Annotated in this window: 19 protein-coding genes and 3 tRNA genes; 13 read left to right on the forward strand and 9 right to left on the reverse strand. The window is 63.8% G+C overall.

Translation table 11 applies throughout. From position 1 onward, the window contains the following. Window positions 1–43: 43 nt before the first annotated feature. The 9 genes from ACIPV2_RS00415 to ACIPV2_RS00455 all read left to right on the forward strand — a co-directional run bounded on the left by ACIPV2_RS00415 (window position 44) and on the right by ACIPV2_RS00455 (window position 6879). Window positions 44–646: a DUF305 domain-containing protein gene (locus tag ACIPV2_RS00415; protein WP_400836974.1), complete on the forward strand. Its 603-nt coding sequence runs from the start codon at window positions 44–46 to the stop codon at window positions 644–646. Between the two features lie 161 nt (window positions 647–807). After that, window positions 808–1653, forward strand: a complete 846-nt coding sequence (locus ACIPV2_RS00420) for a F510_1955 family glycosylhydrolase (RefSeq protein ID WP_400836977.1) — start codon at window positions 808–810, stop codon at window positions 1651–1653. A gap of 424 nt (window positions 1654–2077) precedes the next feature. Further along, complete coding sequence (locus ACIPV2_RS00425) at window positions 2078–2314, forward strand: hypothetical protein (protein WP_400836980.1); 237 nt, start codon at window positions 2078–2080, stop codon at window positions 2312–2314. Between the two features lie 5 nt (window positions 2315–2319). Continuing rightward, a complete protein-coding gene (gene lgt, locus ACIPV2_RS00430; protein WP_400836983.1) occupies window positions 2320–3207 on the forward strand; it encodes a prolipoprotein diacylglyceryl transferase in 888 nt (295 codons plus the stop codon). Continuing rightward, on the forward strand, window positions 3182–3424 hold the full coding sequence (locus ACIPV2_RS00435) for a hypothetical protein (RefSeq protein WP_400836986.1): 243 nt from the start codon (window positions 3182–3184) through the stop codon (window positions 3422–3424). Before lgt ends, ACIPV2_RS00435 begins: the two co-directional genes overlap by 26 nt. A gap of 122 nt (window positions 3425–3546) precedes the next feature. Then, window positions 3547–5064, forward strand: a complete 1518-nt coding sequence (lnt, locus tag ACIPV2_RS00440; protein ID WP_400839870.1) for an apolipoprotein N-acyltransferase — start codon at window positions 3547–3549, stop codon at window positions 5062–5064. 129 nt (window positions 5065–5193) lie between these two features. Then, window positions 5194–5595, forward strand: a complete 402-nt coding sequence (locus ACIPV2_RS00445; RefSeq protein WP_400836989.1) for a four-helix bundle copper-binding protein — start codon at window positions 5194–5196, stop codon at window positions 5593–5595. A gap of 68 nt (window positions 5596–5663) precedes the next feature. After that, window positions 5664–6113 (forward strand): DUF305 domain-containing protein, encoded by a 450-nt coding sequence (locus tag ACIPV2_RS00450; RefSeq protein WP_400836992.1) that lies wholly within the window; start codon window positions 5664–5666, stop codon window positions 6111–6113. A 115-nt stretch (window positions 6114–6228) separates the two neighbouring features. After that, window positions 6229–6879, forward strand: coding sequence for an SOS response-associated peptidase (locus tag ACIPV2_RS00455; RefSeq protein WP_400836995.1), 651 nt, complete (start codon window positions 6229–6231; stop codon window positions 6877–6879). A 215-nt stretch (window positions 6880–7094) separates the two neighbouring features. Here the strand turns inward: ACIPV2_RS00455 and ACIPV2_RS00460 are convergent, their stop codons facing one another. The 4 genes from ACIPV2_RS00460 to ACIPV2_RS00475 are packed head-to-tail and all read right to left on the reverse strand — an operon-like array spanning window position 7095 to window position 9284. Continuing rightward, window positions 7095–7910, reverse strand: a complete 816-nt coding sequence (locus ACIPV2_RS00460) for a metallophosphoesterase (RefSeq protein WP_400836998.1) — start codon at window positions 7908–7910, stop codon at window positions 7095–7097. 15 nt (window positions 7911–7925) lie between these two features. Beyond that, complete coding sequence (locus ACIPV2_RS00465) at window positions 7926–8315, reverse strand: hypothetical protein (RefSeq protein WP_400837001.1); 390 nt, start codon at window positions 8313–8315, stop codon at window positions 7926–7928. A 45-nt stretch (window positions 8316–8360) separates the two neighbouring features. Further along, on the reverse strand, window positions 8361–8618 hold the full coding sequence (locus ACIPV2_RS00470) for a hypothetical protein (RefSeq protein ID WP_400837004.1): 258 nt from the start codon (window positions 8616–8618) through the stop codon (window positions 8361–8363). Window positions 8619–8648: 30 nt separating this feature from the next. Continuing rightward, the gene (locus ACIPV2_RS00475; RefSeq protein WP_400837007.1) at window positions 8649–9284 is read right to left on the reverse strand and encodes a hypothetical protein; all 636 of its coding nucleotides are present in this window, start codon (window positions 9282–9284) and stop codon (window positions 8649–8651) included. A 2107-nt stretch (window positions 9285–11391) separates the two neighbouring features. Between ACIPV2_RS00475 and ACIPV2_RS00480 the strand changes: the two genes are divergently transcribed. Then, window positions 11392–13479, forward strand: coding sequence for a hypothetical protein (locus ACIPV2_RS00480; RefSeq protein ID WP_400837010.1), 2088 nt, complete (start codon window positions 11392–11394; stop codon window positions 13477–13479). A 566-nt stretch (window positions 13480–14045) separates the two neighbouring features. Here the strand turns inward: ACIPV2_RS00480 and ACIPV2_RS00485 are convergent. Both ACIPV2_RS00485 and ACIPV2_RS00490 read right to left on the reverse strand, forming a co-directional pair. After that, window positions 14046–15626, reverse strand: a complete 1581-nt coding sequence (locus tag ACIPV2_RS00485) for a phage/plasmid primase, P4 family (protein WP_400837012.1) — start codon at window positions 15624–15626, stop codon at window positions 14046–14048. 117 nt (window positions 15627–15743) lie between these two features. Continuing rightward, window positions 15744–15938 (reverse strand): AlpA family transcriptional regulator, encoded by a 195-nt coding sequence (locus ACIPV2_RS00490; RefSeq protein WP_101188030.1) that lies wholly within the window; start codon window positions 15936–15938, stop codon window positions 15744–15746. An 88-nt stretch (window positions 15939–16026) separates the two neighbouring features. On the opposite strand from ACIPV2_RS00490, the gene ACIPV2_RS00495 reads away from it, so the two are divergent. Together ACIPV2_RS00495 and xerC are read left to right on the forward strand one after the other, a co-directional pair. Beyond that, the gene (locus ACIPV2_RS00495) at window positions 16027–16770 is read left to right on the forward strand and encodes a helix-turn-helix domain-containing protein (RefSeq protein ID WP_400837016.1); all 744 of its coding nucleotides are present in this window, start codon (window positions 16027–16029) and stop codon (window positions 16768–16770) included. Window positions 16771–16784: 14 nt separating this feature from the next. Continuing rightward, on the forward strand, window positions 16785–17915 hold the full coding sequence (xerC, locus tag ACIPV2_RS00500) for a tyrosine recombinase XerC (protein WP_400837019.1): 1131 nt from the start codon (window positions 16785–16787) through the stop codon (window positions 17913–17915). A gap of 760 nt (window positions 17916–18675) precedes the next feature. On the opposite strand, the gene ACIPV2_RS00505 is transcribed toward xerC, so the two are convergent. From ACIPV2_RS00505 to ACIPV2_RS00515, 3 genes are all read right to left on the reverse strand, one after another. Beyond that, a tRNA-Phe gene (locus ACIPV2_RS00505) sits at window positions 18676–18748 on the reverse strand. Window positions 18749–18817: 69 nt separating this feature from the next. After that, window positions 18818–18891 (reverse strand) — tRNA-Asp (locus ACIPV2_RS00510). Window positions 18892–18917: 26 nt separating this feature from the next. Beyond that, window positions 18918–18990: transfer RNA gene (locus ACIPV2_RS00515), tRNA-Glu, on the reverse strand. 230 nt (window positions 18991–19220) lie between these two features. Between ACIPV2_RS00515 and ACIPV2_RS00520 the strand changes: the two genes are divergently transcribed. Continuing rightward, window positions 19221–20645, forward strand: a complete 1425-nt coding sequence (locus ACIPV2_RS00520) for a M23 family metallopeptidase (RefSeq protein WP_400837022.1) — start codon at window positions 19221–19223, stop codon at window positions 20643–20645. Window positions 20646–20675: the final 30 nt, after the last annotated feature.

The raw sequence follows: 20675 nt of genomic DNA on the forward strand, positions 1-20675 counted from the left end.
CAGCTGCGTCGACCCTTTCTCAGACTGAATCGAAGGAACGATGATGAAGAAGCTCCCCCTTGCGCTGAGCACAGGCGTGCTCAGCCTCGCCCTGGTCCTTACTGGCTGCACGGACGCGTCCGCCCCCACCGGAGAGGCAACCTCGTCGTCCGAGGCACCGAACGCGGCGGCGACTGAAGCGGACGAGATGTTCGTCACCATGATGATCCCGCATCACCAGCAAGCCGTTGAGATGTCGGACATGGTCCTCGCGAAGGACGGCCTGGATCCGCGCGTCGCGGATCTCGCCGAGCAGATCAAACAGGCCCAGGGCCCCGAGATCGACCGGATGCGCGGCTGGCTTGAGGATTGGGGCGTCGAGTACGACCCTGACGCCACCGAAGACATGGATCACGGGTCCATGGGCGGTTCGATGGACGGGATGATGTCCGAGGAGGACATGGCCGCGCTGGAGAGCGCAGACGCTGCCGAGGCCAACCGTCTGTTCCTCGAGCAGATGATCAAGCATCACGAGGGCGCCGTCGACATGGCAGAGACGGCCCTCGAGGACGCGAAGAATCCGGATGTCCTCGAGCTCGCTCAGCAGGTGATCGACGACCAGACGGCCGAGATCTCCACCATGCAGGCACTCCTCAGCGAGCTCTGAGACCGCGGGGTGGGTCGGGCCCGAACCGACCCACCCCGCTCTCACGCCCCTGACGCGCACACCTCATCTCAGCCGCCCGTCACTCTCCTGACGCTGAACCCACGCGTTCGAGTGTTCCGAGATTGACCACGTCGGCGACCATCCGCCCCACGGAGCCCCTCATGAATCGCCCCATCCTCTCCCTGACAGCCCTCTGCATCACGGGCGTCGCACTCACCATCACCGGCTGCACTGCGCAAGCTGACGAGCCCGCCGCCGTCCCGCCGACCATCGGCCATATTCACGGCGTCGCTGCAGACCCGCGAGGCGAGGACCTCTTCATCGCCACGCACACCGGCATCTTCACCCTCACCCCGTCCGGGACAGTCGCTGGACCTATCGGCGGTCACGACTTCGATGCCATGGGATTCACGGTCCTGGACGACACCTTGTTCGCCTCCGGCCACCCCGGGATGGAAACGTCCGCTGAGCTCGGGGCCCCAAACCTGGGGATCATTCGCAGCGACGATTTCGGTGAAACCTGGTCACCTGTAGCGCTCAATGGCAGCGCGGACTTCCACGTCCTCACCGCAGGCCCCGATGGGACGCTCTACGGATTCGCGTCGACCGAGGTGGAACTGCTGATCAGCGTGGATGAGGGCCGCACCTGGACCCCTGGCGCTTCGTTCGCCGCCGCAGACCTCGCCGCCACCGATGACGGTCTCTACGCCGCCACCGAAGCGGGCCTGCAGGTCAGCACGGACCAGGGCCGGACATTCACCCCGGCCACGGGAGCGCCGGTGCTCTACACACTGGATGCGGCCGCGGACGGCTCGCTCGCCGGTGTCGGCACCGACGGCTCCGTGTGGTCGCAGGGCCCGGACGGGGCCTGGCAGAGTCTGGATACCGTCCAGGGTGCCGCGCAGGCGTTCAGCGTTATCGGGGAAGACAGGTTCATCCTCGTCGACGATCGCGGCGTGGTGGAGATCACCCCCGATTCGGCTCGCATTCTCTCCCCGGCCCGCTAACCCACTTACGAGTCCGAGTCAGGAGATGCACATGGACCGTCCCACAAGTCTTCTCAAGAATCCGGCGTTCTTCATCACGGCCGGCACGCTCCTGGTCATCGTGCTGACGATCGCCAGCTACTGCCTGATCGGGGGCATGTTCGGATGAACCGCCTTCCCGTGTGCCAGACATGTTCACCACACGCCGACGACCATGCCCCATCGACGCCCCACCCTGCGAATCGCGGGCACCGAAGGCTCGTGCGTCTCGGGTGGGCGCTGTTGTTCATCGGCCCCGCGTTGACCGTGATGCACCTGATCATCGACGCTCAGCGCGGTGGCGCTGGCACCGTCTGGACGTACACGATCCTCAGTGGCGAGGTGGGGGTCATCGCCACGATCATCGGTGTCGCTCTCGTGTTCCGGGAACCTCGAGGGGCGCGGCATGATTCTCGATGACCTCTGGATCAACGCCCTCTGGTCGATCATCCCGACTCTCGCGATCAGTGCCGTGTTCTGGTTCGTCTTGCGGGGGATCCTCCGCGCCGATCGCAACGAACGAGCAGCGTACGCACGAATTGAGAAAGACCTCCGCGCGGAACGAGCAGCCCAGGCCGCCGCCGCACACAGCGGTATGGCTCCCGGCTCCGACACGGGCGATTCGCAGGCGAAGCCCGGATGACCTCAATGTCGATCCCGAGCCCCAGCACCAACGGTATTGAGCTCGGCCCCTTCACGGTCCGGTTCTATGCGCTGTTCATCATCGTGGGCATCATCCTCGCTGTCTGGTTGACCGCGCGCCGTCTGCGTCAGCGAGGAGCGAAACCAGGAGTCGTCGTCGACATCGCTCTTTGGGCCGTACCGATAGGCATCGCCGGAGGCCGCGTCTACCACGTCATCACTCACCCTGGGGACTACTTCTATCCGGGCGCGAATCTGTGGCGCACCCTGTTCGTCTGGGAGGGTGGTCTCGCGATCTTCGGCGCCATCCTCGCTGGAAGCCTCGGCGCATTCATCGCCTGCCGCCGGGCGGGGCTGCGGTTGCTGTCTTTCGCTGATGCGCTGGCCCCCGGGCTATTGATCGCTCAAGCGGTCGGCAGGTTCGGCAACTACTTCAACCAGGAGCTCTTCGGCACACCGACAGACCTTCCGTGGGGGCTGCAGATCGACCCGACCAGTCCGGCCTTCCCGCCGGGAATGGCGCCGGACACCCTCTTCCACCCTTTGTTCCTGTATGAGATGGTCTGGAACCTCGCCGGCGCAGCCCTCATCCTGACGATCGAGCGAAAGACCCCTCTTCGATGGGGGAGGGCCATCAGCCTCTACCTGGTGATCTACGGCACCGGCCGGGCCTGGTTCGAATCATTCCGCATCGACCCGACGGAGTTCGAAGTGTGGGGGCTCAAGGTGAACATGCTGACAGCCATACTCGTCGCTGCAGGAGGCCTGGCCCTGTTCCTCATCCAGACCCGCCGCCACCCGCATCCCGAGCTCTCGCCGTACCGCCCCGTCGATTTGGAGCACGCCTTCACACCACAAGGAGTACCTGATGACACGATCCAGAGAGAATCCTGATCCCGCACGGAACTATCGACTGCGGAGGCGTTTCCTTCGAGCGGGTCAGGCCGTCATGGTGATCGGCGCGCTCATCGCCATCATCCACTGGCTCAGCCACCTGGAAGCGTTCGGGCCGGGGCAACCCGAAGGGTGGATCGACCTTGTTGCCGGTTACCCGATGGCGATGCTCCTCATCATCGTGGGTGCCGTGGTCTCCAGCCGAAAACCCACATGACCAGCGGTGTGAGCGCGAAGCTGCCGTCGCCGCCTCGACTGCGCCTGATCGGCCGCACGTCCCTGGCAGGGGGAGCGTCGGGCTGGCAGGAGCCTCGTGAGGTGGTTCGGTCACGCCCGGTCATGCCGTGCTGGCTGGCAGTCATCACGGCGGCGGCGGCGGGGGTCCTGATGGACCTCGCTTACCCCGCTGCAGGCGTCTGGCCCGCTGCATACATTGCCACAGCGCTCGTGCTGCTGGCCATGATCGGCCGTAGTGTCGCCGGCTCCCTGGCAGTGGGGGCTGTCTTCGGGCTCGTGTTCTACGCCCTCTTGGTGTTCTGGACATCCCGCTACCTCGGTCCGATCCCCTGGATCGCCTTGAGCGCCTTGGAAGGGCTGTTGACCGCGCTCGGATTGATCCCGATCGCCCTGGCCTACCGCTGGCTGCCTCGAGGGATTCCCCGGCACCTAGGACGCCACGTGCTGTTGCCTGCGCTGGTGGCGGCGCTGTGGACCGGACGCGAGGTCGTGCTCGGAACGTGGCCGTACGGCGGGCTGCCCTGGGCGCGGCTGGGAATGTCGCAATCTGAGAGCCCGGTCGCAGCGATCTCTTCGTGGGTGGGCGTGAGCGGCCTGAGCTTCCTGATGGTGTTCGCCGTGGCCGCAACCATCGAGTGCGCCCGCACTCGTTCCTGGCGGCAGCCTGCGTGGGTTGCCGTTCCGGCGTCCGCAGTCGCGATACTGCTGCTGATGCCGGCATTCCCGACCGCCGCTGCAGGATCGCTGCGGATCGGTGCCGTCCAGGGCAACGGCCCGTCCGGGTACTTCGATGAGCGCAAGCCGTGGGGCATCGTCGATGCGCAAGCGGCTGCCACCGACCCGTTGTACGGAGAGGACCTTGACCTGCTGGTTTGGCCGGAAGGCTTGGACGCCGACCCCTTCCGGAACGAGTACCTCGCCAGCTACCTGACCGGCATCAGCGGGCGTGCTGGTGCACCGCTGCTGGCGAACGCCGCCACCACCGATGGATCTGCGCTCTACAACACCTCCTTCGTCTGGGACCCGAGCATCAGCCCGGCACCTGAACGCGAAGATCTGCAGACCTACGACAAACGCAACCCGGTTCCCTTCGGGGAGTACGTGCCTGACAGGGATTTCTACAACGCTCTGGCCCCGGACCTCGTGGGACTCTTGCAGAGGGACTACGCCGCCGGCACTGACACACCTGCGGTCTCCATCGACGGGGTCCAGGTCGGGCTCGCCATCTGCTTCGACGTCATCTACGACGAGATGATCAGAGAGAGCGTTCGAGCAGGAGCCCAAGTCCTCGTCTTCCAGACCAACAACGCGGACTTCCGCGGCACCGACGAGAACCTGCAACAGCTCGCCTTCGCCCGAATGCGAGCGATCGAAGCCGGCCGCACGGTCGTCAACATCTCGACGGTCGGAACAAGCCAGATCATCCGCTCCGACGGCGCGACGATCAGGTCACTGCCCGCAGGCGTGGAGGGCGTCATGGTCGAGAACGTGGAGCTACGCACAGGGACCACCCCCGGCGTGGCCTTCGGCACAGCCATTTCGCAGCTACTGCTATGGGCCGGGCTGGCCGCCCTCACCGCCGCAAGGTTCACAGCTCGCCGCCGCATCCGAGGCCGCTAGCCGGGAACACCTGCTGACCAGGCCACAGACCGCCGCCGCTGGCTACCATGCCCCTGGAGGGTATTCAAGGCCCTCATGGTCGGTCCCGGTGCGGCGTAACGTCAGGCACTCCTACGAAAGGAGTCCACCATGACTGCGACCGCGGAGATGCTCCGCACCTATCCCCGCGACCTCGGGCACGTCGACCAGCAGGCTCTCGCCGCCTGTATCGACGCGTGCCTGGAGTGCGCTCAGGCCTGCACCGCCTGCGCAGACTCTTGCCTCAGTGAGGACATGGTCACCGAGCTGACCAAGTGCATCCGCACAAACCTCGACTGCGCAGATCTCTGCGAAGCTACCGCCCGAGTCCTGTCTCGCCACACCGGATATGACGCCAACCTCACCCGGGCGACGTTGGAGGCCTGTCGCAAGGCCTGCGCCAGTTGCGCCGACGAGTGCGAGAAGCACACCATGCACGAGCACTGTACCGTGTGCGCTGAAGCCTGCCGGCGCTGTGAACGGGCCTGCTCCGCACTGCTGGAGGCGCTGTGACAAGCCACAACATGCACGGGAGCGACAAGGCGCACACACCCGCGACCAGCGAACAAGAGCATGGCGGAATGGCGAGCTACCTCAAGCTCGCCATCTCGCTCGCATTGAGCTTCGTGGTGATGTACTTCCTCACCTTCGCGATGATCAACGTTCTCGGTGACCTCTTCCTCAACATCAGCAACCTCTACATGGCACTGATGATGGTGTTCCCGATGGGCATCATCATGATCGCAGTGATGTGGAAGATGTTCCCCAACACGGTGCTGAAAATCGGCCTGCTCGTCGGTTTCGTCGTTCTCTTCCTTGTTGCGTTCTTCATGGGGCGAGCAGAAGCATTCGTAGGCGACGACCAGTTCCTGCGCTCGATGATCCCCCACCACTCGCGGGCGATCCTCGTGTGCGAGCAATCGACGATCACTGACCCCAAGATCGTCGAGCTTTGCGGGCAGATCGTCTCGTCCCAACAGCGGGAGATCGACCAGATGAAGCAGATCCTCGAGCGGCTGAACACGCCCTGAACAGAAACACACATGCGTGTTCATCTGCTGGTCGGGGTGACCGTCTGGTCGCTGCGTCTGAGTAGCAATACTTCTCCGATGAATACTTCTCTCCGCCGACAAGACCGACGAGCTCGTGCGCGAGTTCGTCGCCGAGGGCGGCAAGCCCGAAGACTGGTGGAAGTCCTGGAACGGCTCCTACTCGATAGCCCCGACCGACGACGCCCCGATCGTCCGTGACCGCGGCGAGGGACGCATCCTGGAGCTCGTGCGCTGGGACTGGCAGAAGCCCGCCAACCGGCCCAAGGGTGCCCCGATCATCAACGCCCGGATCGAGAAGCTCGCCACCGGGTTCTGGGCGCCCGCGCTCACCGCCGCACGGTGCGTGGTTCCGATGCGCGGCTACTTCGAGTGGACGGGCGAGAAGGGCGACAAGACCCCGCACTACCTTCACGGCGACGGACTTCTGGCCGCGGCCGGCCTCACCTGGTCGATGGACGTGCACGGGGAGCGCATCCGGTGCTTCGTCGTCGTCACACGCGAAGCACGCGATGCCGGCGGCGAGGTGCACGACCGGATGCCGGCTTTCCTGACACCGGAGGCGATGGACGCATGGCTCGAGCCGCTGAAGCTGAACCGAGGCGGACGAGAAGACATGCTCGCCACGCTCGACGGATCATCCGTTGCTGTCGCCGCCACCATTCAGCAGTATGTGGTGGACCGTAAGGTGAACAACTCCCGCGCTGTGGATACAACGGACCCAACCGTCATCCACCCTGCCGCATAGGCTCACGCCCACCGGCGTCGACCTGTTCTGGAGCGTCCCTGGTCCATGCGCGAGCTCTGCCATGCGGTTCGAGTGCACACGAGTTGTGGCTTCTCAGCCTCAGTAACACCGGTAACAGGTAACGCAGTTACTGGCGTTACTTGCCGAGCAGTCCCGGGTCAACGACGTAGGAGCGCATGGTGCCGGCGCGCAGGACAACTCCTTCTCCTGGGTCGTCACCACCGGCCGCGAATAGAGAGGTGAGGAAGAGGGGCGAAGGAAAGCCACTCGAGGTCGAGGACGCCTGCGTTGCCAGCGAAGGTGTCGCGGTCAAGGCTGATCACTCGGCGTCCGTCTGCGTGCTCGACGTCGCCGTAGACGTGCATGTGGCCGTGCAGATGAAGTTCGGGCATCACTGCGTCGCTGACACGTTGCACTCGCTCACGCTGTGCTGCGGACAGGGCGAGTGCATCCGCCGGAAACCCGTGCGGATTGCTCTCGAGAATCGTGCGAGCCTCGGGAACCGCTCGCGCCGGCGACTCATGAGAGAGCAGTACAGCAGCGCCGCCTCCGGCGATGGCCAGCTTCTCCATCTCTTCAGTGATGAGCTCGTCCTCGAACCAGTCTCGTCCAAGTGTGCGATGCGCCTTGTCCACACTGGAAGCGCCGCCGAGAGAGAGGACCTCGCGCCCGGCAATACGGAAGCGGAACGGCCGGGGAAGTAGCCACACGACTTCGCTCACGCGGATCGGCTGACCCGGAGCTGCTTGCTGGGCTGGCGTGATCTTCTCCCACATTTCATGGTTGCCGAGCGTCACCAGTACCCGATCGATGCCAGCCTTCCTGGCCCAGCAGTCCACCACGTGAGTGCCGCGCCTGTCGTGATCGAAGCCGTAGTCGCCGACCTGAAGGATCGTGCGCATCCCTGGGTCGAATCGGCGCATCGCAGGAAGCAGCGTTTGAATCCAGCCTGCGTTGCCGTGCAGATCTCCGACAACCCACACGCGCTCGTCCGGGAGGTTGAACGTAGCAGCGGTCTCCAAGATCTCCATCTCTCTAGCTTTGGCTCAGCGCTCCTCGGACGCCGCGTCGTCATCCTCGGGCTGAGCAAGAAGCATGAGTTCAATCATGTCGACGACGTACGCGCCGTAGTTCAGTCCTGCGTTCCCCGCACATTCCTTGATGAGATGGCCGAACTCGAGTGGCGGCCGCACACTGATCGAATCGCGGCCGTTGGTGACATGAGGGCGTGTGGGGTAACGCTCGGGATTCCGCAGCGACGGCTCTGGCATGAACTGGGGTAGCCCGAAGTGCTGCGCGAGGAGAGACACGACATGTTCCCCCGCCGTCATGAGGTTGCGCTGCCCCTCGCATCGAAGCAGAGCTCCGAGCTCGGGGGTCGGTCGAATGATGATGGCATCGCGGAGGCCCTTGCTCGGGCGTCCCACCGAAGTCATGCCTCTATCTCAGGGGCAGTAGCTCCGCCGCCCGACGTCGTTGCCTCATTCATCAGTGTGAGGATCTTCGTTGGCTTCGAACTCCGCCTCGAGCTCGGCGAACGCTCGGGCTTGCGCAACGAACACTGCGGCCACGGTGTCGCTGAAGTTGCTCTGATGCTGCGGCGTAAGTTCGTTCCAGCTGGGTAGCTCACCGTGACTGGCGCGGGCTTGCTCATCGACGAGATGTCGGGCAGTGATATCGATGAGCCGCACCCGGTGCGCGGGCCACTCTTGACGCCATACGTTCGCGTTCGTGGTCATTCGAGAATCCTTTCTGTCGTCGCTCGGCAGTCAGCGCCAGCGTGTGGAGTTGGTGATCTGCTTGATGTCTTCGAAGCTGCCGCCGTCGAGGAGCCAAGCACGTGGCGTCAGTTTGGAAACGGAGAGCAAGGTCGCTTGGGGCGTTTCCATGAACGCCGCGGCGCTGATCCAGTTCCAGCGGTCGTGAACTGCCTCGATGAACTCGGGGAGATGGGGTAGGAGAGGTTCTGGCCGGCCGATGTTGAACTGGAACACCGGGAACCTAAAGCTCTGCCCGATCTTGGCCGCATAGAGCTGCCCGTCTTCGACGGCCGCCAGAACCTCATTCCTGGATGAGCCCATGTAGCTGACTACTTGCTCGAGAGACCAGGTCGCGTAGAGTGCGGAGAGGAAGCTCTTAGCACCCTCGAGCGCCAAAGATCCGTGCGCGACTCGGCCCCTGATTCGTGAGAGCTGCGTCGGGGTGAACGCACTTGAGCTGAGCAAGTAATCGACTTCGGCTTCCGTCGGTGGGACGGGTGGTCGCATAGCTGTCAGCATCTCGGTTAATGCAGCGATCAGCCATTCCGGGTCGTCAGTCAGCCGGCAGACCGCTCCGACCAGCGCGTGAATAGAGCTCGCAGAAGGCCATGCAGCAGTCGTTGGATCGTCGTCTTGTCGTTCCACACGATATACCGTAATTGTGCGATGGTGATTGTCTGTGAACTGCCGGAAAATTTCGGCAAAGCGCCTGCACAGAATCCACTCATGAATGAACACAAAACATGTTTGTGCTCATTCTTGGTTCGCAGGAGATTGTCAGGTTATCCATTTTCACCGCTGCGGGGACGAGGAGGCTGGTGTGAATCATGACGGTCCCGCGAGCAATGCTCGTTTACGCGCAGAAGCGGTTCGCGATCTCCTCGACAAGACACGCCGCACAACGCGGTGCCTGTATGTCCGGCGGTTCGACGATCGCTCGCGCTGACTCTCGTCGAGGGGTGCTCCGCCACGGTCCGACCACGGCGTTGGCGAGGGCCGGCTGCATCGGTGGGGCGGACGAGTTCGCCCTCGGTTGTCACGCAGACTAACGCTAGGGCGGGTTAGCTCCGCTCGTGTTGAGTGTCCTCTCGACCCTCCCGCCACGGTTCGGGTCATCATGCATTCCTCGCTGCGGCCCGCGTCCCACTACGGAGGAGCGGGTGCGAGATGGTCTCGTGCTGGCCGCTACGTGGCCCCACCGTGGTCCTGCGTTGCCCACTAACACAGCGGCAGAGGCCATATTCTCTCGGCGGGCCACATGATGGTCTCGACTGGGCCTTCCGCTGGGCCCAAAGGGGCCACCGGCTATGAATCGAACGCCGAATCGAGCGGATTCAGCCTGTCTGGTCGCCGGACGGTCTTCGACTGGTCGCATCTCGGTCACACGATGCCCCCTCTTGGCCTCCGTGGGGCCGGGCCATGGCCGCCGAGACAGCTCAAACGATCTGCGCAAAGGCTGTCAGAACGTGAGCGGCAACAGTGCGCTAACGGGTCGAACGGCAGTCGTACTCGCAAGCAGTGGACCACCGCAAAGCGAAGGAAGAGACCACGAGCGGAGCTCCGCTCCTTGTCGCGGGTCGCTGCAGCACCTCCTTCGTCGGCGCCGCAGATGGGGCTCAGCCGCTATGCCCAGAGGCCGGCGCTCCGCTTCGGCCTGCGCCGTTTGATGAGCAATGACGACCGTGCCCGCGGCCGCGTCGGGGTGGAAACTCGGTCGTTCCTCCCTCGGGCCTCGCTTCGTTCGAGGCTTGGGACCACGGTGCCAAGGCACCCAAAACCGCGGTCCCAAGCAAACCCCGATTTTCCAACGCAAAAACATGGCCATGGTCCCAGAGCACCCGTTGGGCCCTTCGGATTCTGCTCTGGTACCAATGGGTCTGGGACCAAGCTTTTCCGCTGATGAAACGGCAATAATGACCTCGTTCGCTCGCTAAGGCTCGCGATTCGAGGGAGAAAGAGAAAAGAGCATAAGGGGAGGTGGCACCGGGCTGCGTTTCTCCTCCGCTTCGCTACGGTTCAACTTGCCCGCTGGTCGGCGTAGCCGACGCCTCTGAGTCAGCCCCTCGGACTCTCGCTTCGCTCGGTCCTCCTGGCTGTCTCACCTTCGACGCTGGCGCGTCTCAGGCCCTGACTGCGGAGCTGGCGCTCCTAGCCCTCTGACGCCCCACTGGGGCGTCCTCGGGTGCTCCCGGCGATGCCCCTCCTCCGCTTCGCACGGCCGGGGCATCGGCGAACGAAAGCGCGCCGACGCCTTCGGCATGAACGTCCTGGCTCGCGAACATTTGCCGAATGGATCACGGAATCATTTCCGCACGTGTAGTCCAGAACGGACGGAGTGGCAGCCGAAAGTTCGAGCGTCCCGAGCAGCTGCCTCGGGAGGCGCGAGTCGTTCCGAGCCGCTCACGGCCGATCGCAATGGGCACCCTTCGCATCACCCCACCCGTGTTCCACCCCGCGCGGTCGCCGCAGGAACTGCCATCATGCTGGGATGCCACACTTCCTGGACGGCGAACGTCTCAATGGCCCTCACGCGACCCGTCTGAGTACCCGACCGCGGCGCGTTGCGGTTCCGGTCCGTAGCGGCGACTTAGCCTCGTTCACAGGCTTGGTCGAACGCGAGTGTCAGCTTTGGGGTGGCGCATCAAACCCGATGGTGCCTCTCGACTCGGACGGCAGTATCACGGAGTTGTATCGTCGGCGCTTGCGTGGTTCGCAGGTCGACTCCGTGCATGGCGCGCCGTATGACCACAGCATGGCCCTCAATGCCGCTGTAGATCCAGGTACCCAGCGCGACATCTCCCGGTACCAGCTCGCTGCCGGACTCTTGCCTTACGGGGGATCGAACGATCTTCCGCCGATCGAGATCGTCTCCCTCCAGGAGGACGATCCGTGGCGGTTGATCTACCAAGCCTGCCTGGGCTCGCTTCCCGAGCACATCGATCCCGAAATTGTCCGGCATGGTAATTGGGTACCGGACGTGAAGTTCGAGGACTTCGTAGAGGTGCAACGAGTGCACACGACGGGGTCGCTCGACGACTTGCTTACACGGACTTGGCCGCGGACTCCCGTCATAACCCCACGGCGATTGTCCATGACGAGCCTTTCATACGCTTCCACCGCCAGCTCTCACATCCGCTCCGCTCAGCCGATCCTCCCCGCAAGCCGGTTCTCCCTCTATGACGCAGGGCCGAATGTTGTCGTGGTGTGTTCTCCCGGATCGCTCGATGATCTGGCGCTTCTGTGGAATCTTCGCGCCGCGCATGGAGATTTCTATGCCACCCCGATCGGCCTACCGCTGAGCGCTCTCTCGCCCGCGTCTCTCAGCAATCTCGCGACAGCAGGGGGACTCGCCCGTCATGGACTCTCCGCCTCCTCTCTCTACGTCACCAGCTGTTCCGTCCCAACCGAGGAACTCGTCGCTGCCGCGGCGAACATCAGTGATGTCTCTGTTGCCACCCCGGAGGACCTATTGATGTTCGGCACCGTTCTGGGTTGGAGCCGCGACGAGGTGCTTGTGTGGGAAAACGGCCACGCGTCCTACAAGGCTCTCGACATGTCACGTCATAGTGAAGTCTTCGAGAAGCGCAACATCAACGACCTGCTGATACTTCACTTCGACGCTCGGGTGGAGGACGCTCCGTTGCCCGTCAGCGACGACTACCGCGTCGAGGGTTTCCACGACGGCGCTTACAGTCACTGGTCGTCTCCGCGTTTCGCTGACAAAATCACCCGTCTCCAGTGGCCCTCTCGCGAGCTGATGGCTCACAGCCTGGCGTCTATCCGCGATCTGGAGGTGAGAGAATCCGCGCCCGGAATCGCCGCTCGTCTCCTCATCACAATGATGGGTGGCCTATGGGAGGCGTACATGCTCTGCCACGCGCCCCTCCTCAGCCTGCTGGAATCGATGTCTGCGCGTCAGGGCTTCAATTGGTACAAGGAACGCCTCCGAGGCGCCGGTATCGTCGTGCAGCCGGGGGAAGCGGTTGGCGCGTCCATCGACGAGCTACCCGAGAAGTCCTTCCACGACTTCAAACGGGTTCTTGGCAACAACGACAAGGCTGCGAAGTACTGGCTCGAATGGGCGGAACGAGCCAGCATCATCATCAAAGGGTTCCCCCTCCAATGCGGAACCTGCGGTGCGAAACAGTGGATCCCGATCGGGTCGTTCGCGCCACCCATCACGTGCCGAGGATGCGCGACTGCGATCGACCTTCCCTTCGGCGACCGCCCCACGATCGATTTCAAGTATCGGCTGAGCGAACCGGCACGCCGCGTCTACGAAGCCGACGCCATGGGGCACATTCTCACTGCGAGGTTCCTCGAGTCCATCCTCGGCTCCGATTCGAACGGACGCCTCATCGGAAGCCATCCCGGGATGAGCATCTTCCCATTCGGTGAGACGAGGGAGCTCGGCGAGGCCGACGTGCTCCTTCTGACACGAGCCGGCGAGTTCATTCCCGTCGAGGTGAAGCGCATGGCAACGGGGCTCACGAGCGCGGAACTTGCCAAGCTCGACACCCTCGCAGGCGCATTGCAGTCCCCGTGGAGCGCCACGGTCGCCTGCCAGTACGCTCAGGAAACGGGAAACGACCTCGACGGCATCGCTGCGCGCTATGACGATGGGACACACCGCCGGATGGTGTTGACCTACGACGCCGTGTTGGAGCCCCACGCGATGTGGTCCATGGGTGCTGACCCGTTCGATGTGCCGGCGTTGTCGGCGGAGCAAATCGGTGAACGCGAAAGAGAATTCGTCGACTCCATCGCGCGACGCGCAACCGACACGCCCCATGACTGGCTCACGTACTCCATGCTCCGTCGACGAGATCGCGATACCTAAACCACCTTGGTAGCGCCCCGTCCACGGATGGGACCGAATCGCGCTGCTGCCAAGCGTCGCTCCCACATCGGCATTGTCGCCGGATCTGACCAGTCTCCCGCCCGCGACAGCGAGCGACAGGACGACTCTCACACCACCGGACCTACGAAACGGAGTCAGCGCACTCCGCTCATGAGGGACTTCCCGTGCCTGTCCTAGGGAGACAGATCGGCTTAACGGAGCTCGGTGCAGGTGAAGCCGATGCACTTGTGCAGTTGATGGCCAGAACTCTCTTTGTTCAACGGGTGCGAGGGGATCTGGGATGTGAATTGCAGAACTGCATCGAGCGGCACGTATGCCGTCCGATGCAGTTCTGCAGTAGTTGAACGTAAGCCTTGTGATGTGCTTCACATGGGGAGGTTTGGGCTTTCAACTGCACAACTGCATAGGGCCGAGCAGGTCGGTGACTCTTCAGATGCTGGCGCGCCCGAGCTCATAATGAGAGGGCGTGGAGCGTGAGATAGTGACGGTTATCGGACGCTGGGAGCACCCCCACGAAGGCCGCGCGACACGCCCTCGTCTCACCCTCAGCCAACGAAGACAGCGCTGGGCGGATCATCGGAACTTTCCCAGGAGGCGGTGGGCGGGTCCGCGTCCGGGGCCGAGACCTCGTGACTCCGGTCGTAAGGATCACTAGAAATCGGAACGCCACCGTTGCCGGCGAGTCCGAGACCGGCGCGTACCATCCCGCGGCTCTTCTTCACGGATGGGAAGCCGAGCCGGTCAAGGGCGTGCCCGAACTCAGTGCGCCCAAGTCTGTGCTCTGCGAAGATGCGCTCTGCGGTCGCCCAGTCGGTGTAGGCGTCGTGAAGCTCCTTCGTGGTGTTGCCACCGGTCGAAGGCGATTCCGTGCAGACAGCTTCGATGAACCTCTTGACGCTGTCCTGAGCGGCGGCATAGCCGCTGGTGGCCACGGTGACGGCTTCAGGCTCTGCGAGTCCCCCGGCCCAGTACTGACGCAAGCCCTCGACGGCCCAGGTGAGGATGCCGTCAGCCTCGTCCTGGAGCTTGGAGGCAAGCCTCGGGTCTCGGTCTTTCTTCTGGATGAAGACGTCGAACATGATGACGCGGACACGTTCCCAGACAGCCGGGTCATCGGCTGGCAGCGTCGGAAGATGGTTGGTGACCAGAAGGATCAGCCAGGACGCCAAGAAGGTGATCGGCTTTTCATACAAGCCACGAGCGGTGACCGGATCGCCACCCGTCAGGCTCTTGAGAAGGGCCGACGCGATGCGCGCCATCTTCTCAGTCTCTGACAGTGCCACGAACCGTGCCCCTCGCAGATCGAACAGCGCGGGCGACGCGGCATTCGCATTGCCCTTCGTGCGCTCGAACAGAGTGGATGGAGCGTAGTGAGTGTAATCGCCGATTGCCCAGCCGAGTGCCTCGTAGGTCACACCCTTGCCGTTGCGGCCAGAGCCGGTCGCGATCACAAGAATGTGTTCCAGCTGCTTGCCGACAAGCGCGAGGCCGAGGACACGCTGTAGATACGCGCGTACTTCGTCGTCGGGCAGGACCTGCTCGAGGAACGTCGACCACCGTTCACGCGGTGCCGTCAGATCGTACGAACCGCGGGTGATTTTGGTAATCCGATCCAGTGGATCGTGTGGTCGAAGTTCGAACGACTCAAGGTCAAGCAGGCCAGACGGAGTGTTCAGTACGAATGGGTCGGCGTCGAGTTCGGATGCGCTCACGGAGACACCGGGGAGGCCCGCTGCGAGTTTGAGCACACCCTTGGCGCCGGCAGCAGTCTGAGCCTTCACAAGATCGGAATACAGGTCCTTGTCGGTGAGCCCATCTGCAGCGAGCCTACGGATGGTCTTCATGACGGCGTTCGTGGCGCCTTTGTCAGCGTCGTCGGCAGCCCAATGGGTCTTGTCGTATCGAAACCATCCGAGACCGGTGACGTGCATGAACTTCAGCTGGAAGTCGGCGGCCACCTCATAGGCGATCCGCATGTGGAGACGATGCTGTTTCGCGCTCTCGCGAAGCCAATGGGTCTGATACTCGATGTCGAGAGCATCCGGACGACCACCGCGGTCGACGAGGTCGAGGTCGAGGTCTGTGGTTGTGTCAAAGCTAGTGTCAGCGTCCGCTGATACGGTCATATGCAGGTCCTTTGGTGAGAAACGAGTTGCCGCTCGTTAGCCGAGATCTGTTGTGTGAAGCGCCCCGGCTTTTCCGGGGCGTTTTGCTTTGCTCGCGCTGTGGGCAGTGTCTCTGCGTCACATCGCTGGTTCCAGCTGCTCCTCAATCCACAGGTCTACATCGGCCTGGCGCCAACGCACCGCAGAGCCGATCTTGACGGCGCGCGGCAGTGACTCGCCGAGCGACCGCTTGCGGTAGATGGTCGACACTGACATGCCGGTGAGTGCGGACAGTTCCTTCACGTCGAGCAGAGTGGGCTGGCGAGCGGTCATGATTACTTCCTTTTGCTTGTGAATACCATAAATGCGTAGCGTGTGCGCAACGTTAGCACAGGTTCTAAATATCTAGTAATCTCTGAGTATGGAGTCGACGACATACGCCGAAGCGGTTGGTCGCTTCTTGCGTGCTTTCCGCCAAGATCGCGGAATCACGATGGACACGGTCGCGCAAGCGGGCCGCGAGTTCGGCGCCAGGTGGAGCCTGTCGAGTGTGCAGGCCATCGAAGGAGGGAAGGCAGCCCCAACTCTTCCGACTCTGCTGACTCTTGCGCTCGTTCTCGGGCGACTCTCGGGGGAGTCAATCCGACTGGCGGACCTGCTGGGGACAGCTGAGTTCCTCGATCGCCCGTACATCCTTAGCTCCGATCAGCCGGTCAAGCGATCGTGGGTCGAGAGGGTGCTCTCGGGAGCTCCAGTCGAGATACTCGCCGAGGATCATGCTCATGCTCCTATGACGAGTCCCACTGAAGACGATTGGGACGAGGAACTGGAGCTTGAGGCGTTGCGTTTGCGCTCCGCCAGCACCGATGCTGCGCGGAGCTATGACCGCGTCGACGCGATGTGGGATGCCGCGATCCAGCCATCTGAGCTCGCCCCGAGCTTGCGCGGGCCCCGACCGCCGGTCAGCCTCGCGGAGTCCCGTGCCGCGAAGAAACTCGGCATTCAACCGCTCCTTCTTCAGCGCCACGCGTCTAAGCTCTGGGGGCACTCTCTCGAGGCTGAAGCGAAGCAGCGTGCGGGAGTGGCGAGCACCCCGCAAGCGCGCGGCCGCGTGACGCGCATCCTCGTCGATGAGATCCGCGCGTCCCTGGAAAGCGAGGACTGATGGCTAGGCCACGGTTGGCGATCGGAACGTACGGCACCATCAACGTGGCTGAGGTTCAGCCGGGGAAATGGCGTGCCCGAGCTCGCTACCGCTTCGCGGACGGGAAGTCTCGCCAGATCGAGAAGCACGCGGCGAGCAAGGCGAAGGCGACGGCCGCGCTGAAGAACGCGCTGACCACGATCGAGGCTGCCCGTGGTGGCGAGCTGAAGCCGGCGACGCACCTTCGTGCTCTTGGGCAGAGGTTTCTGGAGTCCCGTCGGGACTTGGGCCGCTCGGAAGGCACGCTGGAGACGTACGGCTATGCGGTGACCGCGCACATCACGCCGCGGATCGGCGATCTCTCGGTTGCGGAAGCCACGCCTGAGCGGCTGCAGAAGTTCCTCAACGCGGTTGAAAAGGAAGCTGGTCCTGGGGCAGCGAAGAACTGCCGGTCGGCCCTGAGCGGCATGCTCGGCCTTGCGGTGCGGAACGGTGCCTTGTCGCACAACCCCGTGCGTGAGCTCGAGCGTGTTACCCAGAGGAAGAAGAAGGGGAGCACGGCGATTCCGCTGGACGAGCTCCCTACATTCCTCGAGCGCGTTCGTGCTGACGAGAAGCTCCTCGAGTGGGACACGGTCGACCTGATCACGTTCATGCTCGCATCCGGGTGGCGGGTCGCCGAGGTATGCGCGCTCGAAGCGGACGCCATCGATTTCGCCGCCGGCACAGCGTCCGTCGTGGCGCAGAACGTGCGTGTGAAGGGGAAGGGGATCGTGCGCCAGGAGTTTGCGAAGACTGACAAGTCTGCGCGTACGACGCACTTGCCGGAGGCGACGATGAGCCTGCTGCACAAGCGTCACAAGAGATTGTGCGACGATACCGGCCTGATCTTCCCGACCCCGCTGATGCGACCTCGGGACCCATCGAACACGCAGCGCGAGCTACGAGACCGGCGCAACAGCCTGGGTTACCCGGGCTTGTCTACGCACGCTTTCCGGAAGACAGTAGCCACGATTCTCGACAAGGCCGGTCTATCCGCTACGGAGATCGCCGACTACCTGGGCCACGAGAATCCGAGCATGACCCAGGACGTATACATGAACACGCTCAAGGGCTCGACCAAGGCAGCGGGAGTGATGGGCAAGTCGCTGCAGGGGCTCATCTAGGAGGTCGCGCCGTGCTGCTACGAGGTCGGCCCTGGCCGGAGGCGCGCGAGTCGGGGGTTGGAGAGAAGCCCACGGGTTGTCGGTCATCCAAGCGAAGGCAGTGGCGCGGCTGAGTCGACGCACCCGCAACGCCTCAGGATGACTATCGTCGGAGGCAGAGGAGGCTGCTGTCCAGCTTGTGCAGTAGCAGGCCAAGGTAATCTTCGGGAGTCGTCGACAGGGCTAGCGGACGGTGAGGGGCTGTTCTGGATCGGTTTGAAGATCGGCGTTCCGGCAGCGACGTTGGAGAATCTCCTCCAGCGTGACCAGCTGAGCTCGCAGTTCATCGCTCTCGATTGAAGCGCGGCAGTGAGCACCAGAGCGAGCGCGGGCTCCTAACCCCGCATCCGATGGTTCGACTCAGGCCGCGCCTGTCGCATCGTGGTCCGACTCAGGTGCGCGAGGGATGCCGCCGTGCCAATCCGATCGCAGCGCGCGAGCGTGAGCGCGATCGCGTGCTCCGCGAGGTCGCTCAGGTCGCAGTCGGCTGAGCGGTGACGCAGGCCCGACGGAGCAAAAGTACGATCTCCAAAGTGCGGGGTTACTGCGGGGTGCGTGACTGAAGAATCTGGGGGATACGCGGAAGATCTTCACGATTCCATTGGCACGTCGCTGAGTGCGCAGCGCCAGTACCGACAAATCTCCCTGGTCAGCAGCCAAAAAAGAACCCCCGCAAGTAGAAGCCTTGCGAGGGTTCAGCAGCGGTGTAATCTCCGCTACGTGGCTCCGACCGGCATCGATCCGGTGACCTTTCGATTTTCAGTCGAACGCTCTACCAACTGAGCTACAGAGCCGTGCGGCACTTCGAGAACTGCCGCACCCTAGACGAAGAGCCTCCTCGAAAGAAGGCTCGACGCTCGGAGCGACCCTGACGGGACTTGAACCCGCGACCTCCGCCGTGACAGGGCGGCACGCTAACCAACTGCGCTACAGGGCCATAACTTTTCAATTGTATCGGAAGAGTGACCCCAACGGGATTCGAACCCGTGCTACCGCCGTGAAAGGGCGGCGTCCTAGGCCGCTAAACGATGGGGCCGAAGAGATTCCTTGGGGGTTTCCCTTGCCGACGCTCAAGCATAAGGGCTGGGCGAGGCAAAAACGAAATCGGGGGCGCGTCGGCTTACATCCCGGGCGTTTCGGGAGGACGATGGAGTGGCGAGAAGCACGCATCGCGTCTCTCCGCGGGGTCGCGGCGAGGCCGGTACCTGGTGCGACTGTGACGAATGTTGTTACTGTTGCAGCTGTGAATCCGGCGAAAGGAGCCGAGTGAACGAGGACATTACTGCGGATGCCCGATCCGCAGGGGCTGACTGCGGGTGCGCCCCGACGCCCGCAGAACGCGAGGCTCTCTGGTCGCGCTCGAAGCTCACCCGCCGCAGCGCGCTCACCGTCGGAGTTCTGAGCGCCGTCGCACTCTCTGCTTTCGGTGTCTCCGCGAACACGCAGACCGCTCAGGCCGCCGGGTACCCCAGCTGGGATGACGTGCAGCGCGCCAAGGCCAGTGAAGCGGCGAAGGCGTCTGAGATCACGCGCATCGAGGCGCTCATCCAGCAGCTCACCGATGAGGCTGCAGCGGCCGAAGCCGCTGCCCGCAAGGCCGGCGACGAGTTCTACGCCGCACAGCAGGCGTACTTCGACCAAGCGGCCAAGGCGGACGACCTTCAGGCGCAGGCCGACGAACAGGCGCAGATCGCCGCCGACAGCGCTCGCAAGGCCGGGCAGGTCGCCAATCAGCTCTACCGCAGCGGCGGCGACGAGACTGCCCTCGAACTCTTCCTCTCCGAGTCCTCCAACGGAGCCGACGACCTGCTCGCGCGTCTCGGCAGCATGGACAAGCTCGTCGAGTACAACCGGACGGTCGCCGAACGTGCGGCGTCCGCTCGCGACACCGCTCAGTCCCTCAGCAATCAGGCATCCACCGCTCGCGACGAGCGCGACCGGCTGCAGAAGATCGCCGAAGAGAAGATGCAGGCCGCGCAGCGCGCCGCCGACGCGGCTCAGGCTGCGCTCGAGGAGCGTCAGTCCAACCTCGTGACGCTGCAGGCGCAGCTCGCCGCTCTCAAGGACAACACCACCGCGACGGTCGCCGGCTATCAGGAGGGCGAGCGCATCCGGAAGGAAGAGGAGGCGCGACGCCGCGCCGAGGAGGCCGAGCGCGCTCGCAGGGCCGCCGAAGAAGCCGCCAAGAACCATCAGAGCGGCGGCGGCGGCGGCGGTGGCGGTGGCGGCGCCAGCAGCAGCGGCGGTGGTGGCGGTGGCGGCGGAACCGGCGGAAGCGGATCCGGCGCATGGCGTCGCCCGCACGGCGGTCACATCTCTTCGCACTTCGGTCCCCGCCCGCCGGTGTGCACGGGCGGCGTCTGCCGCTCGACCACGCACGGCGGCACCGACTTCGCCAACGGGTGCGGCGCGCCGATCTACGCGGCCTCGAGCGGCCGGGTGGACGCCGCCTTCTACAACAGCGGTTTCGGCAACTGGGTGCGCATCCAGCACGGCAACGGCATCGCTACGAGCTATGCGCACATGTCGGGCTACGCGGTCTCGAACGGCCAGCAGGTCAGCGCCGGTCAGCTCGTCGGTTACGCCGGCAACACCGGCGCCTCCCAGGGATGCCACCTGCACTTCGAGGTGTACATCAACGGCGGCCGCACCAACCCGTACAACTTCCTGGCGGCCCGCGGCGCGATCTGACCCGCACCGGAGCTGAGAACGACAGAACCC

The organism is Microbacterium sp. NPDC089987 (assembly GCF_044748505.1).
Classification (GTDB): Bacteria; Actinomycetota; Actinomycetes; order Actinomycetales; family Microbacteriaceae; genus Microbacterium.